Source organism: Streptomyces griseoluteus, from assembly GCF_004784465.1.
Classification (GTDB): domain Bacteria; phylum Actinomycetota; class Actinomycetes; order Streptomycetales; family Streptomycetaceae; genus Streptomyces; species Streptomyces griseoluteus.
Genome location: NZ_SRRU01000010.1, coordinates 1 through 21,831 on the forward strand (window position 1 = coordinate 1; position 21,831 = coordinate 21,831).

Sequence of the window (21,831 nt, forward strand, 5' to 3'; positions counted from 1 at the left end):
CCCGGAAGCTAAGCCTCACAGCGCCGATGGTACTGCAGGGGGGACCCTGTGGGAGAGTAGGACGCCGCCGAACTAATTTTATGGGAAACCCCCGCACCTTTGGTGCGGGGGTTTTCTGCGTTCAGGGCCCGTTTCCCTTCCGAAGAGGGAGGGGCGTGAATATGCCTTAAAGGCGGCCTGCCGCCTTCAGTGCCAAATACGCGTCAGCCAGCGTGGGAGCCAGTTCCTCCGGCGTCGCGTCCACCACTGTCACCCCATGGCGACGAAGCTGTTCGGCAGTGCGCTGCCGTTCGTGCTGAGCCTGTGTGGCGGCCGCAGCCTGATACACCGCGTCGATATCTCCTCTGCCTTGTGCCATGCGGGCGATGTGAGGGTCGGCCACAGAGGCCACGAGGACCGTATGGCGTTGGGTGAGCTGGGGGAGCACCGGTAGCAGACCCTCCTCTACGGGGGCCGCGTCGAGCGACGTCAGCAGGACGATCAGCGAGCGGCGCGGTGCCGTACGCAAGGCGGCTGCCGTGAGGCCGCGGGCGTCCGTCTCGACCAGCTCCGGCTCCAGGGTGGCCATCGCTGTGACGAGGGATGGCAGGAGCTGGCCGGCGGACTTGCCCTGGACCAGGGCGCGGACCTGGCGGTCGTAGGCGAGCAGGTCCACGCGGTCGCCGGCGCGGGAGGCGAGGGCAGCCAGGAGGAGGGCCGAGTCCATGGCGGCGTCCAAGCGGGGCACATCATCCACCCGGCCGGCCGAAGTGCGGCCGGTGTCGAGGACGAGGAGGATGCGCCGGTCGCGCTCCGGACGCCAGGTTCGTACGGCGACGGCGGACTGGCGGGCGGTGGCGCGCCAGTCGATGGAGCGGGTGTCGTCGCCGGGGACGTACTCCCGGAGGCTGTCGAACTCGGTGCCCTCACCGCGTGTCAGAACGCTTGTCCTACCGTCTAGTTCACGCAATCGAGCGAGTTTTGACGGGAGATGCTTTCGGCTGGCGAAAGGGGGCAAAACCCGTAGTGACCAGGGCACTCGGTGGGTGCCCTGACGGAAGAACAGGCCGAGGGGCCCATAGGAGCGGATCGTGATGCGGTCTGCTTGGCGGTCGCCACGGCGGGTGGGGCTCAACCGGCTTGTCACACGGCGTTGTTCGCCGGCCGGGATGTCCAGGCGGTGCCGGGAGCCTTCGACCTCGGTGCCCGGTTCCCAACTGCTGGGTGGCCAGGCGTCCCGTAGCCGTCCCCGCAGCGGGCGGCGGGACGGGTTGGTGACGGTCAGAGTGATGTCGGCGATTTCGCCGAGACGAGTGGAGGTGTCGCCGGAGCGGGTGAGGACAAGGCGTCGTACGGGCGCCGCGAGCGCGAAGTCACAGGCGCAGGTCAGGGCCAGGGAGCCGTTGACCGCGAGGATGCCCGTCCAGCTGGGCTCCAGCAGGGCGACGGGGAGGGAGCCGAGGGCCGCGACGAGGGCGGCGCGTCCGGTGAGCGGCATCAGCGGGGTACCGGGACCTGGGCGAGGACCGAGTTGATGACCGAGTCCGCGGTCACGCCCTCCATCTCAGCCTCCGGGCGCAGTTGGACCCGGTGCCGAAGTGCGGGCAGGGCCAGGGCCTTCACGTCGTCGGGGGTGACGTAGTCACGGCCCGTCAGCCAGGCCCAGGCGCGGGCGGCTGCGAGCAGTGCGGTGGCGCCTCGGGGGGAGACACCCAGGGTGAGTGAGGGGGACTGACGGGTGGCGCGGCAGATGTCCACGACGTAGGCCGTGATCTCGGCGGAGACCGTCGTCTCGGCCACGGCTGCGCGGGCGGCTTCGAGGTCGGCCGGGCCGGCGACGGGACGTACGCCTGCTGCGTACAGGTCGCGAGGGTCGAAGCCCGACGCGTGGCGGGTGAGGACGTCGATCTCGTCCTCGCGGGAGGGCAGCGGGATCGTCAGCTTCAGCAGGAAGCGGTCCAGTTGGGCTTCGGGGAGGGGATAGGTGCCCTCGTACTCGACCGGGTTCTGGGTGGCCGCGACCAGGAAGGGTTCGGGGAGGGGGCGCGGAGTGCCGTCGACGGTGACCTGTCGTTCCTCCATGGCCTCGAGGAGGGAGGACTGGGTCTTGGGCGGGGTGCGGTTGATTTCGTCCGCGAGGAGGAGGTTGGTGAAGACGGGGCCGGGCTGGAAGGAGAACTCCGCGGTGCGGGTGTCGTAGACGAGGGAGCCGGTGACATCGCTCGGCATCAGGTCGGGCGTGAACTGGACCCGTTTCGTGTCGAGTTCGAGTGCCGATGCCAGGGCGCGGACCAGGAGGGTCTTGGCGACACCGGGGACGCCTTCGAGGAGGACGTGGCCTCGGCACAGCAGGGCGACGACGAGTCCGGTGACGGCGGGGTCCTGGCCGACCACGGCTTTGGCGATCTCGGTGCGAAGGGTCTCCAGTGAGGCACGGGCGGCGGCCGCGTCCTCGGAGTTCCCGGCGCTGTCAGTGGTCGGGGCCATCATGAACGGCGTACCTCTCTTTCGAGGGCGTCGAGTCGGTCGGTGAGTGCGATGAGGGCCGCGTCGTCGCGGGGCGGCGCTCCGAAGAGGAGTGAGTGCAGGGCCTGTTCGGCGCTGTCGGGGAGACGCGCGGACATAGCGGGGAGCAGGGCTTCCGGGGTGTGGGCCTGGGCGGCGGGGACGCCGACGAGCGGGGCCAGGCGGGTGCGGGCCGTGGAGCGCAGGGCGGCGGAGGCACGGTCGCGGGCGTCCGCCTTGCGGTAGAGACGGGCGCGGCCCTCGGTCGTCTCGGAGGCGCGGATGACGACGGGCAGCCTCTCGGGGACGAGCGGGCCGAAGCGGCGGCCGCGGCAGAAGGCGGCGAGAAACGCTGCGACGAACAGTTGCAGGGTGCCCCAGAGCCAGCCCGAGGGGAGCAGGTCGAAGAGGCTTTTGCGGCCGGTGTCGGCGGCGGAGGAGTCGGCGAGCGAGGGGAGGTACCAGACCAGATGAGGGCGGGAGCCGAGGAGTTGCAGGGCGAGCGAGGCGTTGCCCTGCTTGTCGAGACGGTTGTTGAGGAGGATGTCGGGCGCGCCCAGGAGGACGGTGTCGCCGGTGCCCGAGGTCGCCGGGAGGCGGAGGAGGGTGGCGCGTCGCTCGCTGGGGTAGCAGGCGTCGGCGTCGTCGGCGGTGGTGCGGTAGCGGATGCCGCCGGTCTCGGCGCTGCCCGCCCGGCGGGCCTCGGGGAGGGTGCAGTCGGGGTCGAGTGTGGTCTCGAGCGTGGTGACAGGGCTCGCGGTGACGCCGGGGGCGAGGCGGCCGACGGACCAGTCGCCGGGGGCGACGAGCACGGTGCGGCCGCCGGAGGATGCCGTGGCCTTGGCCAGCCGGGTCTGTTGGTGGTGGGTCAGCAGGTCGGGTACGGCTACCAGGAGAGTGGTGTCCGGGCCGACGGCCTCGCGTGCCGCGTCGAGGGTGGTCACCACGCGGGTGGTGACCCCTCGGTCGGCGAGGAGTTCGGCTACGGCCCGGCTGCCGCTGGGGTCGGCCGAGCGGGGGTCGAGGTCGCCGTGCTGGGTCTGGGAGCGGATGACGGCGATGGCGACGGCACCGGCCAGCAGCAGGACGACGGCGAGGGCGATCCCCCGGTGGCGGGTCCAGATATGACGGGCGGTGAGGGCGGACGAGGTGGTCATCAGGTCTTCCCGTCGGGGGAGGCGCTGGTCACCAGTGTGGGGCGGGCGCGTTCGACGTCGCTGTCGAGTTGGGCGACACGTTGGTACGTCTGCTGGTCGGCGGTGCGGCCGCCGTATGTGACGTCGTCGAAGTGGCGGGCGGCGGCGTGGAGTGCGCCCGCGTGGGCAGGGAGGGTGCGGCCGGCCTCGGCGGCGGCTTCGTCGGCGGTGCGGCCGGGGCGGACGTCGAGCAGGGCGCGTTCCTCCAGGGCTCGGACGATGGCTCGCATGCGTTCCTGGACCGCCTGGTTCCAGTGGCCCTGGGCGGCGTGCGCGTCGGCGGCGGCTCGGTGTTCGGCGGCGGTGCGCGGGCGTTCGTCGAACAGCGGGGCGGCCGCGACGGAGCTGCGGCGCGGGGTGCCCAGCCGCCACCACAGGGCGGCCAGTACGGCGATGACGCACAGGACCACGACGAGGAGGCCGAGCGAGCCGCCCGGTGTCGCCGAGGCGGCCTTGGCGAGGAGCTTGCCGAGCCACGCCCAGAACGCGTTCAGGGCGCGCTGGAACAGGCTGGGGTCGTTCTCGTGGTACATCCGCTTGGCCAGCTCGCGGCGGGCCGCCTCACGGGCGGGGTCGCGCGGGACGGTCACGGGCGGTTCGTCGCCGGACATGCGCGACGCGAAGGTGGTGAGGCGGGCGGCGCCGGACATGGCCGACGCCGCCGTGAGAACTCCCCCCGTCATGCTCACCGCATCAGCTCCCCGGCACCGGGCCGGGCGTGGCGCCGGGGGTGTGGCCCTGGACGCCGGCGGCGCGGGCCAGTTCGAGGTCGAGGGCCTCGCGGCGGATGCGCTGGTCGATGTAGAGGAGCACGGTGACCCCGGCCTTGACCGGCATGGTGAGCGTGGCGCCGATGACCGAGCCGATGCCGGTGATGAGCAGGAACGACCAGCTGGCCGGCTGGGCGCCGGTGCCCATCAGGGCGGTCATCTTCTCCCCGTTGACGGCGAACGCGATGACGGTGAAGGGGATCACCGCGATCCACGAGACCATGTTGGCGATGAGCCCGGCGAGGAACTGCACGCCGAGGACGCGCCACCAGGAGCCCTGGACCAGCTTGGCCGACCGGCTCAGCGACTTCCACACGCCCTGTCGCTCCAGCATCAGAGCGGGCGAGGCGAGGGAGAAGCGGACGGTCAGCCAGATCACGACGACGACGGCCGCCAGGATGCCCAGGACGAGCAGGACGACGGCAGGTGCGTCGAAGCCCGCGACGAGCCCCACGACGAGGCCGGGCAGCGCGCCGGCGACCAGGATGCCGCCGGTGATGAGGGCCAGCAGCATGAGGAGGCCGAGCAGCTTGAGGAGCTGGCCGCGGGACTCGCGCCACGCCTCGCCGATGCTGATCGGCTTGCCGAGGACGGCGCGGCTGGTCACCGTCGTCAGCAGCGCGGTGGCCACGATGGTGCCAACTACGGAGACCACGCCGACGAGCAGCGCACCGGCCGTGATCGAGCCGAGGGAGCGCAGTGCCTCGGCGGGGGTGACGTCGGGGTCGCTGAGTGTGCTGGTCGTGTCCTTCAGAAGGACGCCCTGGAGCAGGAGCGCGCAGAGCTCGGTGAGGACCGCCACCGTCAGGGAGATGCCGAGGACGGTGCGCCAGTAGGCGCGCATGGTGGAGATGGCGCCGTCGAGTATCTCGCCGATGCTGAGCGGGCGCAGCGGGATGACACCGGGCTTCGCGGCGGGCGGGGGACCGCCCCATCCGTTGCCCCAGGCCGGGGGTCCGCCCCATCCGGCGGGCGGCTGGCCGCCCCAGCCCGCGCCCGGTGGCGGCGGGGGTGCCTGGCCGGGGGCGGGCGCGCCGGTGGGCGCCGACCACTGTCCGGGCGGCGGCTGACCCTCGGCCCACTTGGCCTCCGAGGCCTTGGCCTCCGGGGCTTCCGGACCCTTCGCGTCCGAGGTCTTCGCGTCCGGGCTCTGCGGAGCCTCGCCCGGCTGCGCCGCCGGTTCGACGGGCGCGGGCTTGTCGGTGGGCGTGGGCTCGGCGGCGCCGGGCGCGCCGGTCTGCCGTTCCTCGGACGACGGGTCGGGTCCGGGCGAAGCCCAGCCCGGCGTGTCACTCATCGAAGCTCCTTCACGATGCCCGTCCGCGGTCGCGGCGGCAGGTTGGCAGCCATCGTGCCATGGCCAGCTCACGGTGTGACCTGGTGCGGTGGGCCCCGTACTCCATCAATTCTCCGCCGGATACGGGGCAGACTCACCGCATGGCTGATCAGCAGGCGCGACCCGGTGAGGACAAGCGGCCGAGCGAGATACCGGTCATCCGATGGGAGGAACCACCCGAGGGACCCGTACTGATCCTTCTCGACCAGACGAGGCTTCCGTCCGAGGAGGTCGAGCTGGTGTGCACGGACGCGTCCGCGCTGATGGAGGCGATCCGCGCGCTCGCGGTGCGCGGTGCGCCGGTGCTGGGCATCGCGGGCGCGTACGGCGTCGCGCTGGCCGCCGCGCGCGGCTTCGACGTGGACGAGGCCGCGGAGGCGCTGGAAAGTGCCCGGCCGACGGCGGTGAACCTGTCCGTAGGCGTGCGCCGGGCTTTGGCCGCGTACCGGGACGCGCTGACCACGACCGGAGACCCGACGGCGGCGGCGACGGCGGCGCTCGCGGCGGCGCAGGCGCTGCACCGGGAGGACGCGGAGGCGAGCGCGCGGATGGCCGCGCACGGTCTGGCGCTGCTGGACGAGCTGATGCCGGGCGGCGGCCACCGGGTGCTGACCCACTGCAACACCGGTGCGCTGGTGTCGGGCGGGGAGGGCACGGCGTTCGCGGTGGCGCTGGCCGCGCACCGGGCGGGGCGGCTGCGGCGGCTCTGGGTGGACGAGACGCGCCCCCTGTTGCAGGGGGCGCGTCTGACGGCGTGGGAGGCGGCGCGCAGGGGGATGGCGTACACGCTGCTCACGGACAGCGCGGCCGGTTCGCTGTTCGCGGCCGGGGAGGTGGACGCCGTGCTGATCGGCGCGGACCGGATCGCGGCCGACGGCTCGGTGGCGAACAAGGTGGGCAGCTATCCGCTGGCGGTGCTGGCGCGCTACCACCACGTGCCGTTCATCGTGGTGGCGCCGGTGACCACCATCGACCCGGACACCCCGGACGGGGCGTCCATCGAGGTGGAGCAGCGGCCGGGCTTCGAGGTGACCGAGATCCTCACGCCCCAGGCGTCGGCGGTGGGCGGAGGCGGCGGGGTGCCGTTGGCGCCGCTGGGCACGCAGGCGTACAACCCGGCGTTCGACGTGACACCGCCCGAACTGGTGACGGCGATCGTCACCGAGGAGGGCGCCGTATCTCCGGTGACCCCTCAGGCGCTGGCGGCGCTGTCCGCGCGGGCCCGGGCCACGCCGGCCGCCTGAGAGCCGCACCGGCTGCCGGAGCCGTCCGCCCGTTCGGCCCCGGCAGCCGTCCCCTGCGCGCCAGGGGCAGACAGTGACCGCTCCATACGACTATCGTCACAGGCCAGTGACGTGCCTCACCTGCGGCTCTGTCGTCGTTATGAGAATGGGATGATGTCGTTTATGAAGGGACGAGTCCTTGTCGTCGACGACGACACCGCACTGGCCGAGATGCTCGGCATCGTGCTGCGTGGTGAAGGTTTTGAGCCGTCTTTCGTAGCCGACGGGGACAAGGCGCTGGCTGCTTTCCGGGAGTCCAAGCCCGATCTGGTGCTGCTGGACCTGATGCTGCCCGGCAGGGACGGCATCGAGGTGTGCCGCCTGATCCGGGCGGAGTCCGGGGTGCCGATCGTGATGCTCACCGCCAAGAGTGACACCGTCGATGTCGTCGTGGGCCTGGAGTCGGGCGCGGACGACTACATCGTGAAGCCGTTCAAGCCGAAGGAGCTGGTGGCCCGTATCCGGGCGCGGCTGCGGAGGTCGGAGGAGCCGGCGCCGGAGCAGCTCACCATCGGCGATCTGGTGATCGACGTGGCCGGGCACTCCGTGAAGCGGAACGGGCAGTCGATCGCGCTGACCCCGCTGGAGTTCGACCTGCTCGTCGCGCTCGCGCGCAAGCCGTGGCAGGTGTTCACCCGCGAGGTGCTGCTGGAGCAGGTCTGGGGCTACCGGCACGCCGCCGACACCCGCCTGGTCAATGTGCATGTGCAGCGGCTGCGTTCCAAGGTCGAGAAGGACCCGGAGCGGCCCGAGATCGTGGTGACCGTCCGAGGTGTCGGCTACAAGGCCGGACCGAGCTGACATGCCCAGGGACAGCGCCGCTTCGGCTCCCGGCCGGCCCGGCGCCGGTCCGGGACGCGCGTCCGGCCGCGGTGCGGGGAATCCGCGCCGGGGCCGCTTCTTCACCGCCGCCCTCCTGAGCGGCGGTGTCCAGGGCAGTCCGGTCGTCCGGCTGTTCATCCGCTGGGTGCGCCGCCCGCTGCTGCCCGTCATGCGGCTGTGGCGGCGCAACATCCAGCTCCGGGTCGTCGCCACCACCCTGCTGATGTCGCTCGGTGTCGTGCTGCTGCTCGGCTTCGTCGTCATCGGCCAGGTGCGCAACGGCCTGCTGGAGGCGAAGGTCAAGGCGTCGCAGAGCCAGGCCACCGGTGGTTTCGCCGTGGCCAGGCAGAGCGCGGACGAGACCGCGGCCGCCACCCACGGCAGCACGGGCGGCAACGGCACCGACGGCCAGCAGTCCCAGAACGTCATCCAGTGGATGAGCGACCTCGTGGAGTCGCTGTCCAGCGGCGGTTCGGGCGCCTTCGACGTGGTCACGCTGCCCGTCGGTGACGACAGCGGCGGCGGCCGCAGCCCGCGTGGTTCCGGGTACGTCAGCCCGGCCGAGAGCGTGCCCGCGAGCCTGCGCGACCGGGTCAACAGCAGCTCCAGCACCGCCGCCGCGCAGAGCTACACCCGGATCGTCTACAGCAACCGCAAGGACTCCCAGCCCGCGCTGGTCATCGGCAAGCAGGTCAACGACCCCAACGGTCACCCGTACGAGCTGTACTACCTCTTCCCGCTCACGCAGGAGGAGAAGTCGCTCAGCCTGGTCAAGGGCACTCTGGCGACCGCCGGTCTCTTCGTGGTCGTCCTGCTCGGGGCGATCGCCTGGCTGGTGGTGCGGCAGGTCGTCACGCCGGTGCGGATGGCGGCCGGGATCGCCGAGCGGCTGTCCGCCGGGCGGCTGCAGGAGCGGATGAAGGTCACCGGCGAGGACGACATCGCGCGCCTCGGCGAGGCCTTCAACAAGATGGCGCAGAACCTCCAGCTCAAGATCCAGCAGCTCGAGGACCTCTCGCGGATGCAGCGGCGGTTCGTCTCCGACGTCTCGCACGAGCTGCGCACCCCGCTGACCACCGTCCGCATGGCCGCCGACGTCATCCATGAGGCCCGCGAGGACTTCGACCCGATGACCGCGCGGTCCGCGGAGCTTCTCGCGGACCAGCTCGACCGGTTCGAGTCGCTGCTCGCGGACCTGCTGGAGATCAGCCGGTTCGACGCGGGCGCGGCCGCACTGGAGGCCGAGCCGATCGACCTCAGGGAGGTCGTCCGGCGGGTCGTCGGGGGTGCCGAGCCGCTCGCCGAGCGCAAGGGCAGCCGTATCCGGGTGGTGGGCGATCTGCAGCCCGTCGTCGCGGAGGCGGACGCCCGGCGGGTGGAGCGGGTGCTGCGGAACCTCGTCGTCAACGCGGTCGAGCACGGTGACGGCAAGGACGTGGTGGTCAAGCTGGCCAGCGCGGGCGGCGCCGTCGCGGTCGCGGTGCGGGACTACGGCGTCGGGCTCAAGCCCGGCGAGGCCACTCGCGTCTTCAGCCGTTTCTGGCGGGCCGACCCGGCACGCGCGCGTACCACCGGCGGCACCGGGCTCGGGCTGTCGATCGCGCTGGAGGACGCCCGGCTGCACGGCGGCTGGCTCCAGGCGTGGGGCGAGCCGGGCGGCGGCTCGCAGTTCCGGCTGACCCTGCCACGTACCGCCGACGAGCCGCTGCGGGGCTCGCCGATACCGCTGGAGCCCAAGGACTCGCGCCGTAACCGGGGCCTGGACGACGGCGGCACTCCGCGTGGGGGAGCGGAGAAGCTGGCGACGGTCCCGGTGCAGCAGACCGGCGGCAACGCGTCCGCGCTCCCGCCGCGTCAGGGCGCCGCCACGCCGGTGGCCGACCCGACGGCGCTGCCCGGCAACGGCAACGGCAACCGGGTCGTGCCCCGGCCCGCGAACCGCGGACGGCGGCCCGACGACAGGACCGGCGCGCAGGTGCCCGACCCACGTGCGGGCGGCGGCCCGGAACCCGCAGGGCAGGACTCGACCGAGGCAGGGGAGGCGTTCCGTGGTCGCTGACCGCGAGGGGGGCGCCCGGCGTACGCCGGGGCGCGCGGTGACATACGCGGTCTGCGGGGCCGTACTGCTGGGCGGCTGCGCCTCGATGCCCGACAGCGGGGATCTGCGCAACGTGGAGTCCACGCCCCGCCAGGACACGGGGGTACGGGTTTTCGCCGTGCCGCCCGCGGAGGGCGCTTCGCCCAGCGAGATCATGCAGGGCTTTCTGGAGGCGCTGACCAGCGACGATCCGCACTACGACACCGCGCGCAAATACCTCACCGCGCAGGCGGCGCGCGCCTGGCAGCCGGAGAGGTCGGCCACCGTGCTCGCGGACGGGCCCGGCATCATGGCCGAGACCCCGCCGGCCGGCCGGGAGCCCAACACCGGGCGCATGTACGCCCTGGCGGGTGACCGGGTGGCCACGGTGGACGATCAGCAGGCGTACGCCCCGGCGCACGGCGACTACCGCGCCCGGGTGCATCTGATCCAGGACCCCAAGAGCGGGCAGTGGCGCATCGACGCGCTGCCCGACGGTGTGGTGATGGGGAAGTCGGATTTCCAGCGCAACTACACGTCCGTCGACAAGTACTACTTCGCCAACCACACCAGGGCCGGGACGACGGGGGACCCCGTGGCGGTGGCCGACCCGGTGTTCATGCGCAGCAAGGTCGACCCGATGACCCAGTTGGTGAGCTCCCTGCTGCGCGGGCCCACCACCTGGCTCGGACCGGTGGTGAGGTCCAGCTTCCCGACCGGTACGGCGCTGAAGGACGGCACCACCGGGCTGACCCCGGACGACGAGAACAGCCTGACCGTGCCGCTGAACGCCAAGGCGGCCCACGTCGGCCCGGCCCGCTGCACGGAGATGGCGACCCAACTGCTGTTCACGCTGCGGAACCTGGCGCCGACGCTCGAGTCGGTCGACCTGCGCGGGCCCGGCGGAGACCAGTTGTGCGACCTGACGGAGAGCCGCGCGGACTCCGTCGCCTGGCATGCCTCCGCGCAGAGCCCGGACTACCTCTACTACCTGGACGGCAAGCACCGGCTGACCCGGCTGCCCGCCTCCGGCACGGGCACCGGTGGGACCCCGGTGCCGGGCGCGTTCGGCGAGGGCACCAAGCAGCTCGGGGCGGTCGCCGTCTCGCGGGACGAGCGCACGGCGGCCGGGGTCAGCGCGGACGGCAGGTCCCTGTACGTGACCCCGCTGGCCGCCTCCGTCCCGCTGGAGCCGCCGGTGCTGACCAGCCAGGGGCCCGGCGCGGACACCCGGCTGAGCAGGCCCGGCTGGGACGCGCGCGGCGACCTGTGGGTGGCCGACCTGAACCCGGCCCGGCCGCAGCTCTACGTCGTCCCGCAGGGCACCGGCAAGCCGGTCGCGGTGACGCTGCCGGAGCTGCCCGGCCCGATCCGGGACGTGCGGGTCGCGGCGGACGGGGCGCGGGTCGCGCTGGTCGTGGCGGTCAAGGGCGACAAGCAGTCGCTGCTCATCGGCCGGATCGAGGGCGGCGACAGTGTGAGCGCCGAAAGCGACGCGCAAAGCGGGAACGGGGACACCCCGGCCGAGCCGCCGGCCGTCGTCGACCCGCGTCCGGCCGCGCCCGACATGGAGCAGGTCACCGCGCTGTCCTGGGCCGGTGACAGCCGCCTCGTCGTGGTCGGCCGCGAGCAGGGCGGGGTGCACCAGATGCGCTATGTGCAGGTGGACGGCTCCGCGCTGGAGGGTCCGGCGCCGGCCGCGCTGTCGCGGGTGAAGGCCATCGCCGCCGCCGAGGACGACCGGGTGCCGCTGGTGGCCTACTCGGAGGACGGGATCGTCCGGCTGCCGTCCGGGGCGCAGTGGCAGAAGGTGGACAAGGACGGGACGGCGCCGGTCTATCCGGGATAGCAGCGCGCTGACCTGCGGGTTCGTGGGCTCATCGCTCGTTCGGGTGAGGGGTGGCGGGCTCCGGTCGGGGTTGTCCACAGGGGTGTTTTCCACAGGGGTGGCCGGGTCGGCCGGGCCTCGGCACAGTGGTGGGCATGCGGGGATGGATGCGGGACCTCAGCGACCTGGCGCTGCCGACCGAGTGCGGCGGCTGCGGGTCGCCACCGGCTGTGCTGTGCGCACGGTGCCGGGCGCTGCTGGAGCGCGCGGAGCCGCGCCGGGTGCGGCCGGTGCCCGAGCCGCCGGGGCTGCCGGTGGTGCACGCCGCCGCTCCTTACGCACGGGAGGTGCGGGCACTCCTCCTCGCGCACAAGGAACGGGGCGCGCTGGCGCTCACCGGGGCGCTGGGCGCGGCCCTGGCGGGAGCCGTGCGCGCCGGGCTGGGGCCGGAACCAGGCCGAAGTACGGCGGAGTCCCGCGCGGGACCGGTGATCCTCGTGCCCGTGCCGTCCGCCCGCTGGGCCGTGCGGCGGCGGGGGCACGATCCGGCGCGGCGGATGGCGCTGGTGGCGGCCGGGCGGCTGCGGCGGGCCGGTGTCCCGGCGCGGGTGGCCGCCGTGCTGCGGCAGCGGCGGCCGGTGGTCGACCAGGCGGGGCTGGACGCCCGGCGGCGCCGGGAGAACCTCGCGGGAGCGCTGGAGGTGCGCGCGGGTGGGGCACACCTGCTCGCCGGCGGACGGGTCGTGCTCGTCGACGACCTGATCACCACCGGCGCGAGCCTGGCGGAGGCGGCGCGCGCCCTGCGCGCGACGGCTGGAACACGGTGGGAGCGGGACATGCCTGTGTATCGCGGCGCAACTCGGGAAGGTAGGGAGGAACGACAGACCGGGCCGCGATCACAGAGAGGAAAGTCAGTGCATGGGGCACCGGAAAAGGAGCCGATGAACATCATCGGAAGTGCCGTCCGGGCAGCGGTGATCGCCGCGCCTCGTGATTCTTTCGAATAAGCGGGGAACCGACCGAGAACCTGCGTCGTTGCAGGTAGCGAGGGGAGTAATTCACCTGATCGGAGGTACGCCCCAGTAGAGGGTGACGACATCCGTCCGGGCGAGATATGTTCGGTTGTGAGGAAAGGCCCAGGCCACACCTCGCATATCCGATTGCCGCGCCGTGGGTTTTTCGTAAACTCGCGCGCGACGGGGATGGAGATCTCGCCCATGGGGGAGGAGGAGGTGGAAGTCACCGAGTCCGAGGTTCCGGGACTCACCGGGACCTGGTGCGAAAGGGAGACGCTCCGCCTAGAGCGTGAGCGATCCGGGAACGGAGTTCTGCGTGGACATCGTCGTCAAGGGCCGCAAGACCGAAGTACCTGAGCGGTTCCGCAAGCACGTGGCCGAGAAGCTGAAGCTGGAGAAGATCCAGAGGCTCGACGGCAAGGTGATCAGCCTCGACGTCGAGGTGTCCAAGGAGCCCAACCCCCGTCAGGCCGACCGCTGTGACCGGGTGGAGATCACGCTCCACTCCCGCGGTCCGGTGATCCGGGCGGAGGCATCGGCCAGCGACCCGTACGCGGCCCTCGACATGGCCGCGGAGAAGCTGGACGCACGGCTGCGCAAGCAGCACGACAAGCGAGTCGTGCGCCGGGGCGCACGACGCACCCCGGCCGCCGACGTACCCGACGTCGTCCCCGGCGTGGCGACGCTCTCTCCCGAGGGGGAGCCCGTCGCGACCGCCGAGTCCGACGGGGTGCCCACCAAGAAGATCGGCTCGCTGGAGGTCAAGGGCGACGGCCCGCTGATCGTCCGGGAGAAGACCCACGTCGCCTCCCCGATGAGCCTTGACCAGGCCCTCTACGAGATGGAACTGGTCGGCCACGACTTCTACTTGTTCGTCGACTCCGAGACCAAGGAGCCGAGTGTCGTCTACCGGCGGCACGCCTACGACTACGGCGTCATCCACCTCAACACGGACCCGATGGTGGCGGAGGCGCAGCCGCCCGCGGCGGGTGACACGCTGGGCGGCTGACCTGCCCGGCGGGAGCGGAGACGGTGCCCCTGGGACGCGTGTGCGCCCCCAGGGGCACCGGTGTGCGACCAGTTCGCCCCCCTGTGCGTCACCGTTGGGGCGCCGGAGCATGAAATCATGACCGCACCGGCCCAACCGGTGGGCCGCTGCCTTGGGTTGGCGATGGCACGGAATCACGGGCCACGGCCTTCAGGGGGAGGAACGATGGCGGACACCTTCGGACCGAGGCGCGACGCGGGCGCCGACGACGGCGTCATCGGCGTGGAGCCGGACCTGGACCTCGAACGCGAGGAGCCGATCCGGGTGCTGGTGGTCGATGATCACGCGCTGTTCCGCCGCGGTCTGGAGATCGTGCTCGCGGCCGAGGAGGACATCCAGGTCGTCGGCGAGGCCGGGGACGGCGCCGAGGCCGTGGACAAGGCGGCCGACCTGCTGCCCGACATCGTGCTGATGGACGTGCGGATGCCGAGGCGGGGCGGGATCGAGGCGTGCACCTCCATCAAGGAGGTCGCCCCCAGCGCGAAGATCATCATGCTGACGATCAGCGACGAGGAGGCCGACCTCTACGACGCCATCAAGGCGGGCGCGACCGGCTACCTGCTCAAGGAGATCTCCACCGACGAGGTGGCCACCGCCATTCGCGCGGTGGCGGACGGGCAGTCGCAGATCAGCCCCTCCATGGCGTCGAAGCTGCTCACCGAGTTCAAGTCGATGATCCAGCGCACCGACGAGCGGCGGCTGGTGCCCGCGCCCCGGCTGACCGACCGGGAGCTGGAGGTGCTCAAGCTCGTCGCCACCGGGATGAACAACCGGGACATCGCGAAGGAGTTGTTCATCTCGGAGAACACCGTGAAGAACCACGTCCGCAACATCCTGGAGAAGCTGCAGCTGCACTCCCGGATGGAGGCGGTCGTCTACGCGATGCGCGAGAAGATCCTGGAGATCCGCTAGGAGAGCGCGCGGGCCAGCTCAAGTGTGAGCGGGGCCCGGAGTTCGGGGGCGTCGACCCGCTCCACCCGTATGTCCGTGCAGCCCACCCAGGACGCGGCCTCCACCAGGGCCTGCGCCACGCCCGGTGCCGCTTTCGGGCCGTCCAGCGTGACCTGCCGCGCCACCAGCGTGCGGCCCTCGCGCGCCGGGTCCACCCGGCCGATCAGCCGCCCGCCGGAGAGCACCGGCATCGCGAAGTAGCCGTACACCCGCTTCGGCTTGGGGACGTACGCCTCCAGGCGGTGGGTGAAGCCGAAGATCCGCTCCGTGCGCGCCCGTTCCCAGATCAGGGAGTCGAACGGGGAGAGCAGCGTGGTGCGGTGGCGGCCTCGCGGGGGCGTCGCCAGCGCGGCCGGGTCGGCCCAGGCGGGCTTTCCCCAGCCCTCGACCTCGACCGGCACCAGCCCGGATTCGGCGATCACCGCGTCGACCTGCTCGCCCTTGAGGCGGTGGTAGTCCGCGATGTCGGCGCGGGTGCCCACGCCCAGCGCCTCGCCGGCCAGCCGGACCAGGCGGCGCAGGCACTCGGCGTCGTCCAGGTCGTCGTGGAGCAGTTCCGTCGGGACCGCGCGCTCGGCCAGGTCGTACACCCGCTTCCAGCTCCGGCGTTCCACGCAGACCACCTCGCCGTACATCAGCGCGCGCTCCACGGCGACCTTGGTCCCGGACCAGTCCCACCAGTCGCTGGTGCGCTTCGCGCCGCCCAGTTCGGTCGCGGTGAGCGGACCCTCGGTGCGGAGCTGCTTGATGACCTGGTCGTAAACGCCGTCGGGCAACTGGTGGTTCCAGTGCGGGCGGTCGCGGTAGGCGCGGCGGCGGAACGCGAAGTGCGGCCACTCCTCGATGGGGAGGATGCACGCGGCGTGCGACCAGTACTCGAAGGCGTGGGGCGCGCCGGAGGCCGGGGTGTGCCAGTAGGCGGACTCCACGGCCGTGCGGCCGACCGCGCCCAGACGCGCGTACGGGATCAGCTCGTGGGAGCGGGCCAGCACCGAGATGGTGTCGAGCTGGACCGCGCCCAGCGCCCGGAGCACCCCGCGCGCGCCCGAGCGGCGGTCGGGCGCGCCGAGGAAGCCCTGGGCCCGCAGGGCGAATCGGCGGGCGTCGTCCGCGGTGAGGGTGACAGCGGGGCGCGGCAGGGTCGTCATGACGGGGACGATAGAGGGTGCCACTGACAGCCCCCGCCGACCTGCGCTTCCGCCTCCGACGGCCGGGTAGGGGCGGGCAGATACGGCACCGAGGAGCGCAGCCCGAGGTCCGAGGGGAGCAGCGAGCCCACCCACGAGTCCCGCCGGATGCCCCTGCTGCCCACGCCGGCGCGCAGGACGCCCTCGACGGTGAAGCCGAGCCGTTCGGCCACCGCGCGGGAGGCGCTGTTGCCGACCTCGGCGCGCCACTCCAGCCTGTCCACCGAGAGCGCGGTGAAGGCCCAGCGGGCGACGGCGGACGCGGCCTCGGTGACGTACCCCCGGCCGCGGTGCTCGCGCGCGGCCCAGTAGCCCAGCTCGCCGTGGCCGGGGCCGCGCATGACGACGCTGAGCATGCCGGTCAGGTCCCCGGCGGGCAGGAAGGCGCCGAAGGTGTACATCGAGTCGTCCGCCCAGCTCTCCGGCGCGGTGCCGCCGACGAACGCCTCGGCGTGTTCCAGCAGGTAGGGCGAGGGGAAGGAGGAGATCCAGCGCTGGATCGCCGGGTCCTGGGCCGCCGCGAACACGGCCTCGGTGTCGTCCGGGCGGACGGCGCGCAGCAGCAGGCGTTCGGTGGTCAGTACGACGGGGTCCATCCGGCGAGTGTGCGCGGACCGGACATTCCGCGCCAACACATTTCGCCCAGCGTGAGCGACGTATCACCATTCGCGTAAATCATCGGCGTGGCGCGGCACCATCCGTGGTCCCCGGACGTTGTTCGGAGTGGAAGGACCACTGCGCCGCCGGGCCTCCCGGCGTGGCGGGGTCCTCGCATACGATGGCCGTTGCTCAATCAAGTCTTATGGAAACCGACCGTCCCAGGCCCGACCGGCAAGGAGACCACCCCCCGTGTCCGTCCTCTCGAAGATCATGCGTGCAGGCGAAGGCAAGATCCTGCGCAAGCTGCACCGCATCGCGGACCAGGTCAACTCCATCGAAGAGGACTTCGTCGACCTCTCCGACGCCGAGCTGCGGGCTCTCACCGAGGAGTACAAGCAGCGGTACGCGGACGGCGAGAGCCTGGACGACCTGCTCCCCGAGGCGTTCGCCACCGTCCGCGAGGCCGCCAAGCGCGTCCTCGGCCAGCGTCACTACGACGTGCAGATCATGGGCGGTGCCGCGCTCCACCTCGGTTACGTGGCCGAGATGAAGACCGGTGAGGGCAAGACCCTCGTCGGCACCCTGCCCGCGTACCTGAACGCCCTTTCCGGCAAGGGCGTCCACCTGATCACGGTCAACGACTACCTGGCCGAGCGCGACTCCGAGATGATGGGCCGCGTCCACAAGTTCCTCGGCCTCGAAGTCGGCTGCATCCTGGCCAACATGACGCCGGCCGAGCGGCGTGAGCAGTACGCGTGCGACATCACCTACGGCACGAACAACGAGTTCGGCTTCGACTACCTCCGCGACAACATGGCGTGGGCGTCGGACGAGCTGGTGCAGCGCGGCCACAACTTCGCCATCGTCGACGAGGTGGACTCCATCCTCGTCGACGAGGCCCGTACCCCGCTGATCATCTCCGGCCCCGCCGACCAGGCCACCAAGTGGTACGGCGACTTCGCCAAGCTGGTCACCCGCCTGAAGAAGGGCGAGGCCGGCAACCCCCTCAAGGGCATCGAGGAGACCGGCGACTACGAGGTCGACGAGAAGAAGCGCACCGTCGCCATCCACGAGTCGGGTGTCTCCAAGGTCGAGGACTGGCTGGGCATCGAGAACCTCTACGAGTCGGTCAACACCCCGCTCGTCGGCTACCTGAACAACGCCATCAAGGCCAAGGAACTGTTCAAGAAGGACAAGGACTACGTCGTCATCGACGGCGAGGTCATGATCGTCGACGAGCACACCGGCCGCATCCTCGCGGGCCGCCGTTACAACGAGGGCATGCACCAGGCGATCGAGGCGAAGGAAGGGGTGGACATCAAGGACGAGAACCAGACGCTCGCCACGATCACCCTCCAGAACTTCTTCCGCCTCTACAAGCGCCACGACCAGCAGGGCAAGGAAATGCCGGGTCTCTCCGGCATGACCGGTACGGCGATGACCGAGGCCGCCGAGTTCCACCAGATCTACAAGCTCGGCGTGGTGCCGATCCCGACCAACCGGCCGATGGTCCGAAAGGACCAGTCGGACCTGATCTACCGCACCGAGGTCGCCAAGTTCGAGGCGGTCGTCGACGACATCGCCGAGAAGCACGAGAAGGGCCAGCCGATCCTGGTCGGCACCACCTCGGTGGAGAAGTCGGAGTACCTCTCCCAGCAGCTCAGCAAGCGCGGCATCCAGCACGAGGTGCTGAACGCCAAGCACCACGAGCGTGAGGCGTCGATCGTCGCGCAGGCGGGCCGCAAGGGCGCCGTGACGGTGGCCACCAACATGGCCGGCCGCGGTACCGACATCAAGCTCGGCGGCAACCCCGAGGACCTCGCCGAGGCGGAGCTGCGCCAGCACGGGCTCGACCCCGAGGAGCACATCGAGGAGTGGGCGGCCGCGCTGCCCGCCGCGCTGGCCCGGGCCCAGCAGGCGGTGAAGGCCGAGAAGGAAGAGGTCGAGCGGAGCGGCGGCCTCTACGTCCTCGGCACCGAGCGGCACGAGTCGCGCCGTATCGACAACCAGCTCCGCGGCCGTTCCGGCCGCCAGGGCGACCCCGGCGAGTCGCGGTTCTACCTCTCGCTCGGTGACGACCTGATGCGGCTGTTCAAGGCGCAGATGGTCGAGCGTGTGATGGCCATGGCCAACGTGCCGGACGACGTGCCGATCGAGAACAAGATGGTCACCCGCGCGATCGCCTCCGCGCAGTCGCAGGTCGAGCAGCAGAACTTTGAGACGCGCAAGAACGTCCTGAAGTACGACGAGGTGCTCAACCGGCAGCGTGAGGTCATCTACGGCGAGCGGCGCCGCGTCCTGGAGGGCGAGGACCTGCAGGAGCAGGTGCAGCACTTCATGAACGACACGATCGACGCGTACATCGCGGCCGAGACCGCCGACGGTTTCCCCGAGGACTGGGACCTCGACCGGCTGTGGGGTGCCTTCCGGCAGCTCTACCCGGTGAAGGTCACCATCGAGGAGCTTGAGGAGGCCGCGGGCGACCGGGCCGGTCTCACCGCGGAGTTCATCTCCGAGTCCATCAAGGACGACATCCACGCCCAGTACGAGGCGCGTGAGGAGCAGCTCGGCTCCGAGATCATGCGTGAGCTGGAGCGGCGGGTCGTGCTGTCGGTGCTGGACCGCAAGTGGCGCGAGCACCTCTACGAGATGGACTACCTCCAGGAGGGCATCGGCCTCCGCGCGATGGCGCAGAAGGACCCGCTGGTGGAGTACCAGCGCGAGGGCTTCGACATGTTCACCGCCATGATGGAGGGCATCAAGGAGGAGTCCGTCGGCTACCTGTTCAACCTGGAGGTCCAGGTCGAGCAGCAGGTCGAGGAGGTCCCGGTGGAGGCCCAGCCGGTCGGCGAGGGCGTCCAGGACACCGTGCCCGCGCAGGTTCCGGCCGGGGCGCGTCCGGAGATCCGCGCCAAGGGCCTCGACGTGCCGCAGCGCCGCGAGCTGCACTTCTCCGCGCCCACCGTGGACGGCGAGGGCGGCGTCATCGAGCGCGACCTCGAGGACGACGAGCCCATCCGCTCCGAGTCCGACGGCCTGACCCGCGCGGAGCGCCGCCGCCAGGCGAAGGGCGGGCGGCGCCGCAAGAAGTAGCGGGCGCAGCTTCAGCAGAGACTCGGGGCCGGACCCCCCTGGCGGGGGCCCGGCCCCGATTCGTGTGCCAGAGGGCCGGTGCGGCCCGGCTCGGACGGTCCCCGACGCCCTCCAGACGCCCGTCAGGACACCGCGGAGCGGCGGGGCGATGGAGTGGCCAGTTCCACCGCTGTGCAGCGCCAGCGGAGGTCCTCGGATTGTTCGAGGCGGAAGGCGAGGGCTCGGAGGTGGGTGCCGGCTGCGATGCGGGCGAAGACTTCCAGGGCGCCGGAGCGCGGGACGAACCAGCCGAGGTCGTGGACGGTGGGGCGGGGGCCGTGGGTGCGGAGGGGGGTGCGCTCCGCCAGGCGGACCAGGTCGTCGTAGGCGGAGCCGGCGGTGTGGCGGAGCATCCAGTGGACGGGGCGCTGGCCGCTCAGGACGGCCAGCAGGCGGTCCGCGAAGAGGTCGGTGGGGCGCGCGGTGGCGGTGCGGCCGCGGGTGGGGGTGCCGGGGCGGCGGGTGTCGTGTCGGGTCGGCGGGCGGTGGCGCGGCCGGGTCTGCGGTTTGCGGCTCATGACCTTGTTCATGGAAGTCCCCGTTCGGCGGCCCGGCGCATACCGGGCGGTAACTCAAGTAGGTGGGGATCTTGTACGGGGGTGGGGACCGGCCAGGCAAGGACGTCCGGCCGGTGTCGCGGGCGCTGCGGGTTTCACTTATCCGGGTGACGGAGGGCTCCGTGAGCCCCATGGCGGTGCGGTGCGGGAGAGTGATGTACGGGGTGATGGGTTGACGCCGTACGGGGGTCGGGCGGGAACTCGAAAGGGGACGGCCGCACGTATTCTGGAGGCCCTCCTTCGACCAGGAAAGAGCGGCCCGCATGCGCGTCTACGTACCCCTGACCCTCCCCGGCCTCGCCGAGGCCCACGAGACGGGTGTGCTGGCGGCGGACCCGTTCGCCGCCTACGCCGTGACGCCCGCCCTGCGCGAGTGGTGCGGCACGGACGACCTGGAGGAGCTGGAGTACGCAGCGCTCGGTGAGGCCGCGGGCGCCTCGCTGCGGCTGCTGGCCGCCGACCCCGAGGCTGCCCCGCGCCGGGTCGTCGTCGCGGTCGACGTCGCGGACGGCGCCGTCACCCCGGACCCGGACGGCCTCGGCGAGGTGACGGTCGCGGCGGCGGCCCGGCTGGCCAAGGCCGCGGCCGTGCACGCGGACGCCGACGACGCGGAGGCCGACGTCACCGCCGCGGCGCGGGCCGTCGAGGCGGCCGACGCCGGAGACGACACGGCCCGCAAGGCCGTGGACGCCGCCGACGACCACGAGCTGCTGTGGTTCGCCACGCAGGAGATCCCCGCCCTGCTCGCAACCCCCTGACCTCCCCGGACTTGCGCGGACCACTCGCCCTTACCCACTGTCAGTGGTGCCCGGTACCGTTTTCGCATGGGGATGCAGCAGAGCGCACACATCGTCTGGGACTGGAACGGGACCCTGTTCCACGACAACGACGCGATCATCGGGGCGACCAACGCGGCCTTCGCCGAGCTGGGCCTGGAGCCGATCACGCTCGAGCGGTACCGCGCGCTGTACTGCGTCCCCGTACCCAAGTTCTACGAGCGGCTGATGGGCCGGCTGCCCAGTGACCTCGAGTGGGAGGTCATGGACGGCGCCTTCCAGCGGCACTACGCCGAGCACCGGGTGCGCTGCGGGCTCACCGAGGGCGCGGCCGAGCTGCTGGCCGGCTGGGGAGCGGACGGCCACAGCCAGTCCCTGCTGAGCATGTACGGGCACGAGGAGCTGGTCCCGCTGGTGCGCGGCCTCGGCATCGAGTCGCACTTCCTGCGTGTCGACGGCCGTACCGGCCCCTCCGGCGGCGGCAAGGCCGAGCACATGGTCCGCCACCTGGAGGCGATGAGCACCCTGGTCGACCCCGAGCGGACCGTGGTCATCGGTGACGCGGCCGACGACGCGCTGGCCGCCCAGCACGTCGGCGCGCGCGCCGTGCTCTACACGGGCGGCTCGCACGGCCCGGAGAGTCTGCGCGGCACCGGCGTCCCGGTGGTGGACAGCCTGGCCGAGGCCGTCGCGGAGGCCCGCCGAATAGCGTCGTAACGACGTCGCGGCACTCCGCCCTGGCGCGAATACGCCACCGACCCCCTCGCC

At 71.9% G+C, this 21,831-nt stretch carries 18 protein-coding genes and 1 rRNA gene; 11 read left to right on the forward strand and 8 right to left on the reverse strand.

Annotated features, from left to right (window positions below; translation table 11 throughout):
- Positions 1-73: ribosomal RNA gene (rrf, locus tag E5082_RS33790) — 5S ribosomal RNA — on the forward strand; the annotation flags it as partial.
- 93 nt (positions 74-166) lie between these two features.
- Here the strand turns inward: rrf and E5082_RS25235 are convergent.
- From E5082_RS25235 to E5082_RS25255, 5 genes are read right to left on the reverse strand one after another with little or no spacing between them, the layout of a single operon-like run.
- Complete coding sequence (locus E5082_RS25235; RefSeq protein ID WP_135793565.1) at positions 167-1,477, reverse strand: DUF58 domain-containing protein; 1,311 nt, start codon at positions 1,475-1,477, stop codon at positions 167-169.
- A complete protein-coding gene (locus tag E5082_RS25240) occupies positions 1,477-2,469 on the reverse strand; it encodes an AAA family ATPase (protein ID WP_167514137.1) in 993 nt (330 codons plus the stop codon). Before E5082_RS25240 ends, E5082_RS25235 begins: the two co-directional genes overlap by 1 nt.
- Positions 2,466-3,641, reverse strand: a complete 1,176-nt coding sequence (locus E5082_RS25245; protein WP_135793566.1) for a DUF4350 domain-containing protein — start codon at positions 3,639-3,641, stop codon at positions 2,466-2,468. Before E5082_RS25245 ends, E5082_RS25240 begins: the two co-directional genes overlap by 4 nt.
- Complete coding sequence (locus tag E5082_RS25250; RefSeq protein WP_373310106.1) at positions 3,641-4,369, reverse strand: DUF4129 domain-containing protein; 729 nt, start codon at positions 4,367-4,369, stop codon at positions 3,641-3,643. Before E5082_RS25250 ends, E5082_RS25245 begins: the two co-directional genes overlap by 1 nt.
- Positions 4,370-4,373: 4 nt before the next feature.
- A complete protein-coding gene (locus E5082_RS25255; RefSeq protein ID WP_135793567.1) occupies positions 4,374-5,747 on the reverse strand; it encodes a DUF7847 domain-containing protein in 1,374 nt (457 codons plus the stop codon).
- A 140-nt stretch (positions 5,748-5,887) separates the two neighbouring features.
- Between E5082_RS25255 and mtnA the strand changes: the two genes are divergently transcribed.
- The 7 genes from mtnA to E5082_RS25290 all read left to right on the forward strand — a co-directional run bounded on the left by mtnA (position 5,888) and on the right by E5082_RS25290 (position 14,772).
- Entirely contained in the window at positions 5,888-7,030 is a 1,143-nt protein-coding gene (gene mtnA, locus E5082_RS25260) for an S-methyl-5-thioribose-1-phosphate isomerase (protein WP_135793568.1), read from the forward strand.
- Positions 7,031-7,180: 150 nt separating this feature from the next.
- Entirely contained in the window at positions 7,181-7,870 is a 690-nt protein-coding gene (gene mtrA, locus E5082_RS25265) for a two-component system response regulator MtrA (protein ID WP_190045392.1), read from the forward strand.
- 1 nt (position 7,871) lies between these two features.
- Positions 7,872-9,950, forward strand: coding sequence for an MtrAB system histidine kinase MtrB (gene mtrB / locus E5082_RS25270; RefSeq protein ID WP_190045391.1), 2,079 nt, complete (start codon positions 7,872-7,874; stop codon positions 9,948-9,950).
- A complete protein-coding gene (locus E5082_RS25275; RefSeq protein WP_135793569.1) occupies positions 9,940-11,817 on the forward strand; it encodes an LpqB family beta-propeller domain-containing protein in 1,878 nt (625 codons plus the stop codon). The genes mtrB and E5082_RS25275 overlap by 11 nt, the downstream gene beginning before the upstream one ends.
- Positions 11,818-11,951: 134 nt before the next feature.
- Positions 11,952-12,803 carry a ComF family protein gene (locus tag E5082_RS25280; protein WP_135793570.1) on the forward strand — a complete coding sequence of 284 codons (852 nt, stop codon included), beginning with the start codon at positions 11,952-11,954 and terminating at the stop codon, positions 12,801-12,803.
- Between the two features lie 325 nt (positions 12,804-13,128).
- Entirely contained in the window at positions 13,129-13,821 is a 693-nt protein-coding gene (gene hpf, locus E5082_RS25285) for a ribosome hibernation-promoting factor, HPF/YfiA family (RefSeq protein ID WP_373310110.1), read from the forward strand.
- Between the two features lie 204 nt (positions 13,822-14,025).
- Positions 14,026-14,772, forward strand: coding sequence for a response regulator (locus E5082_RS25290; RefSeq protein ID WP_135793572.1), 747 nt, complete (start codon positions 14,026-14,028; stop codon positions 14,770-14,772).
- Here E5082_RS25290 and E5082_RS25295 read toward each other — a convergent pair.
- Both E5082_RS25295 and E5082_RS25300 read right to left on the reverse strand, forming a co-directional pair.
- Positions 14,769-15,959 (reverse strand): winged helix-turn-helix domain-containing protein, encoded by a 1,191-nt coding sequence (locus E5082_RS25295; RefSeq protein WP_135793573.1) that lies wholly within the window; start codon positions 15,957-15,959, stop codon positions 14,769-14,771. The genes E5082_RS25290 and E5082_RS25295 overlap by 4 nt on opposite strands.
- Positions 15,956-16,594 carry a GNAT family N-acetyltransferase gene (locus E5082_RS25300; RefSeq protein ID WP_135793574.1) on the reverse strand — a complete coding sequence of 213 codons (639 nt, stop codon included), beginning with the start codon at positions 16,592-16,594 and terminating at the stop codon, positions 15,956-15,958. The genes E5082_RS25295 and E5082_RS25300 overlap by 4 nt, the downstream gene beginning before the upstream one ends.
- Positions 16,595-16,847: 253 nt before the next feature.
- Between E5082_RS25300 and secA the strand changes: the two genes are divergently transcribed.
- Positions 16,848-19,691 carry a preprotein translocase subunit SecA gene (gene secA / locus E5082_RS25305; RefSeq protein WP_086691560.1) on the forward strand — a complete coding sequence of 948 codons (2,844 nt, stop codon included), beginning with the start codon at positions 16,848-16,850 and terminating at the stop codon, positions 19,689-19,691.
- 122 nt (positions 19,692-19,813) lie between these two features.
- On the opposite strand, the gene E5082_RS25310 is transcribed toward secA, so the two are convergent.
- Entirely contained in the window at positions 19,814-20,260 is a 447-nt protein-coding gene (locus tag E5082_RS25310) for an Rv3235 family protein (RefSeq protein WP_135793575.1), read from the reverse strand.
- Between the two features lie 290 nt (positions 20,261-20,550).
- Here E5082_RS25310 and E5082_RS25315 point away from each other — a divergent pair, with 290 nt between their 5' ends.
- A complete protein-coding gene (locus E5082_RS25315; RefSeq protein WP_135793576.1) occupies positions 20,551-21,045 on the forward strand; it encodes a DUF6912 family protein in 495 nt (164 codons plus the stop codon).
- 66 nt (positions 21,046-21,111) lie between these two features.
- Positions 21,112-21,780 carry an HAD family hydrolase gene (locus E5082_RS25320; RefSeq protein ID WP_135793577.1) on the forward strand — a complete coding sequence of 223 codons (669 nt, stop codon included), beginning with the start codon at positions 21,112-21,114 and terminating at the stop codon, positions 21,778-21,780.
- Positions 21,781-21,831: the final 51 nt, after the last annotated feature.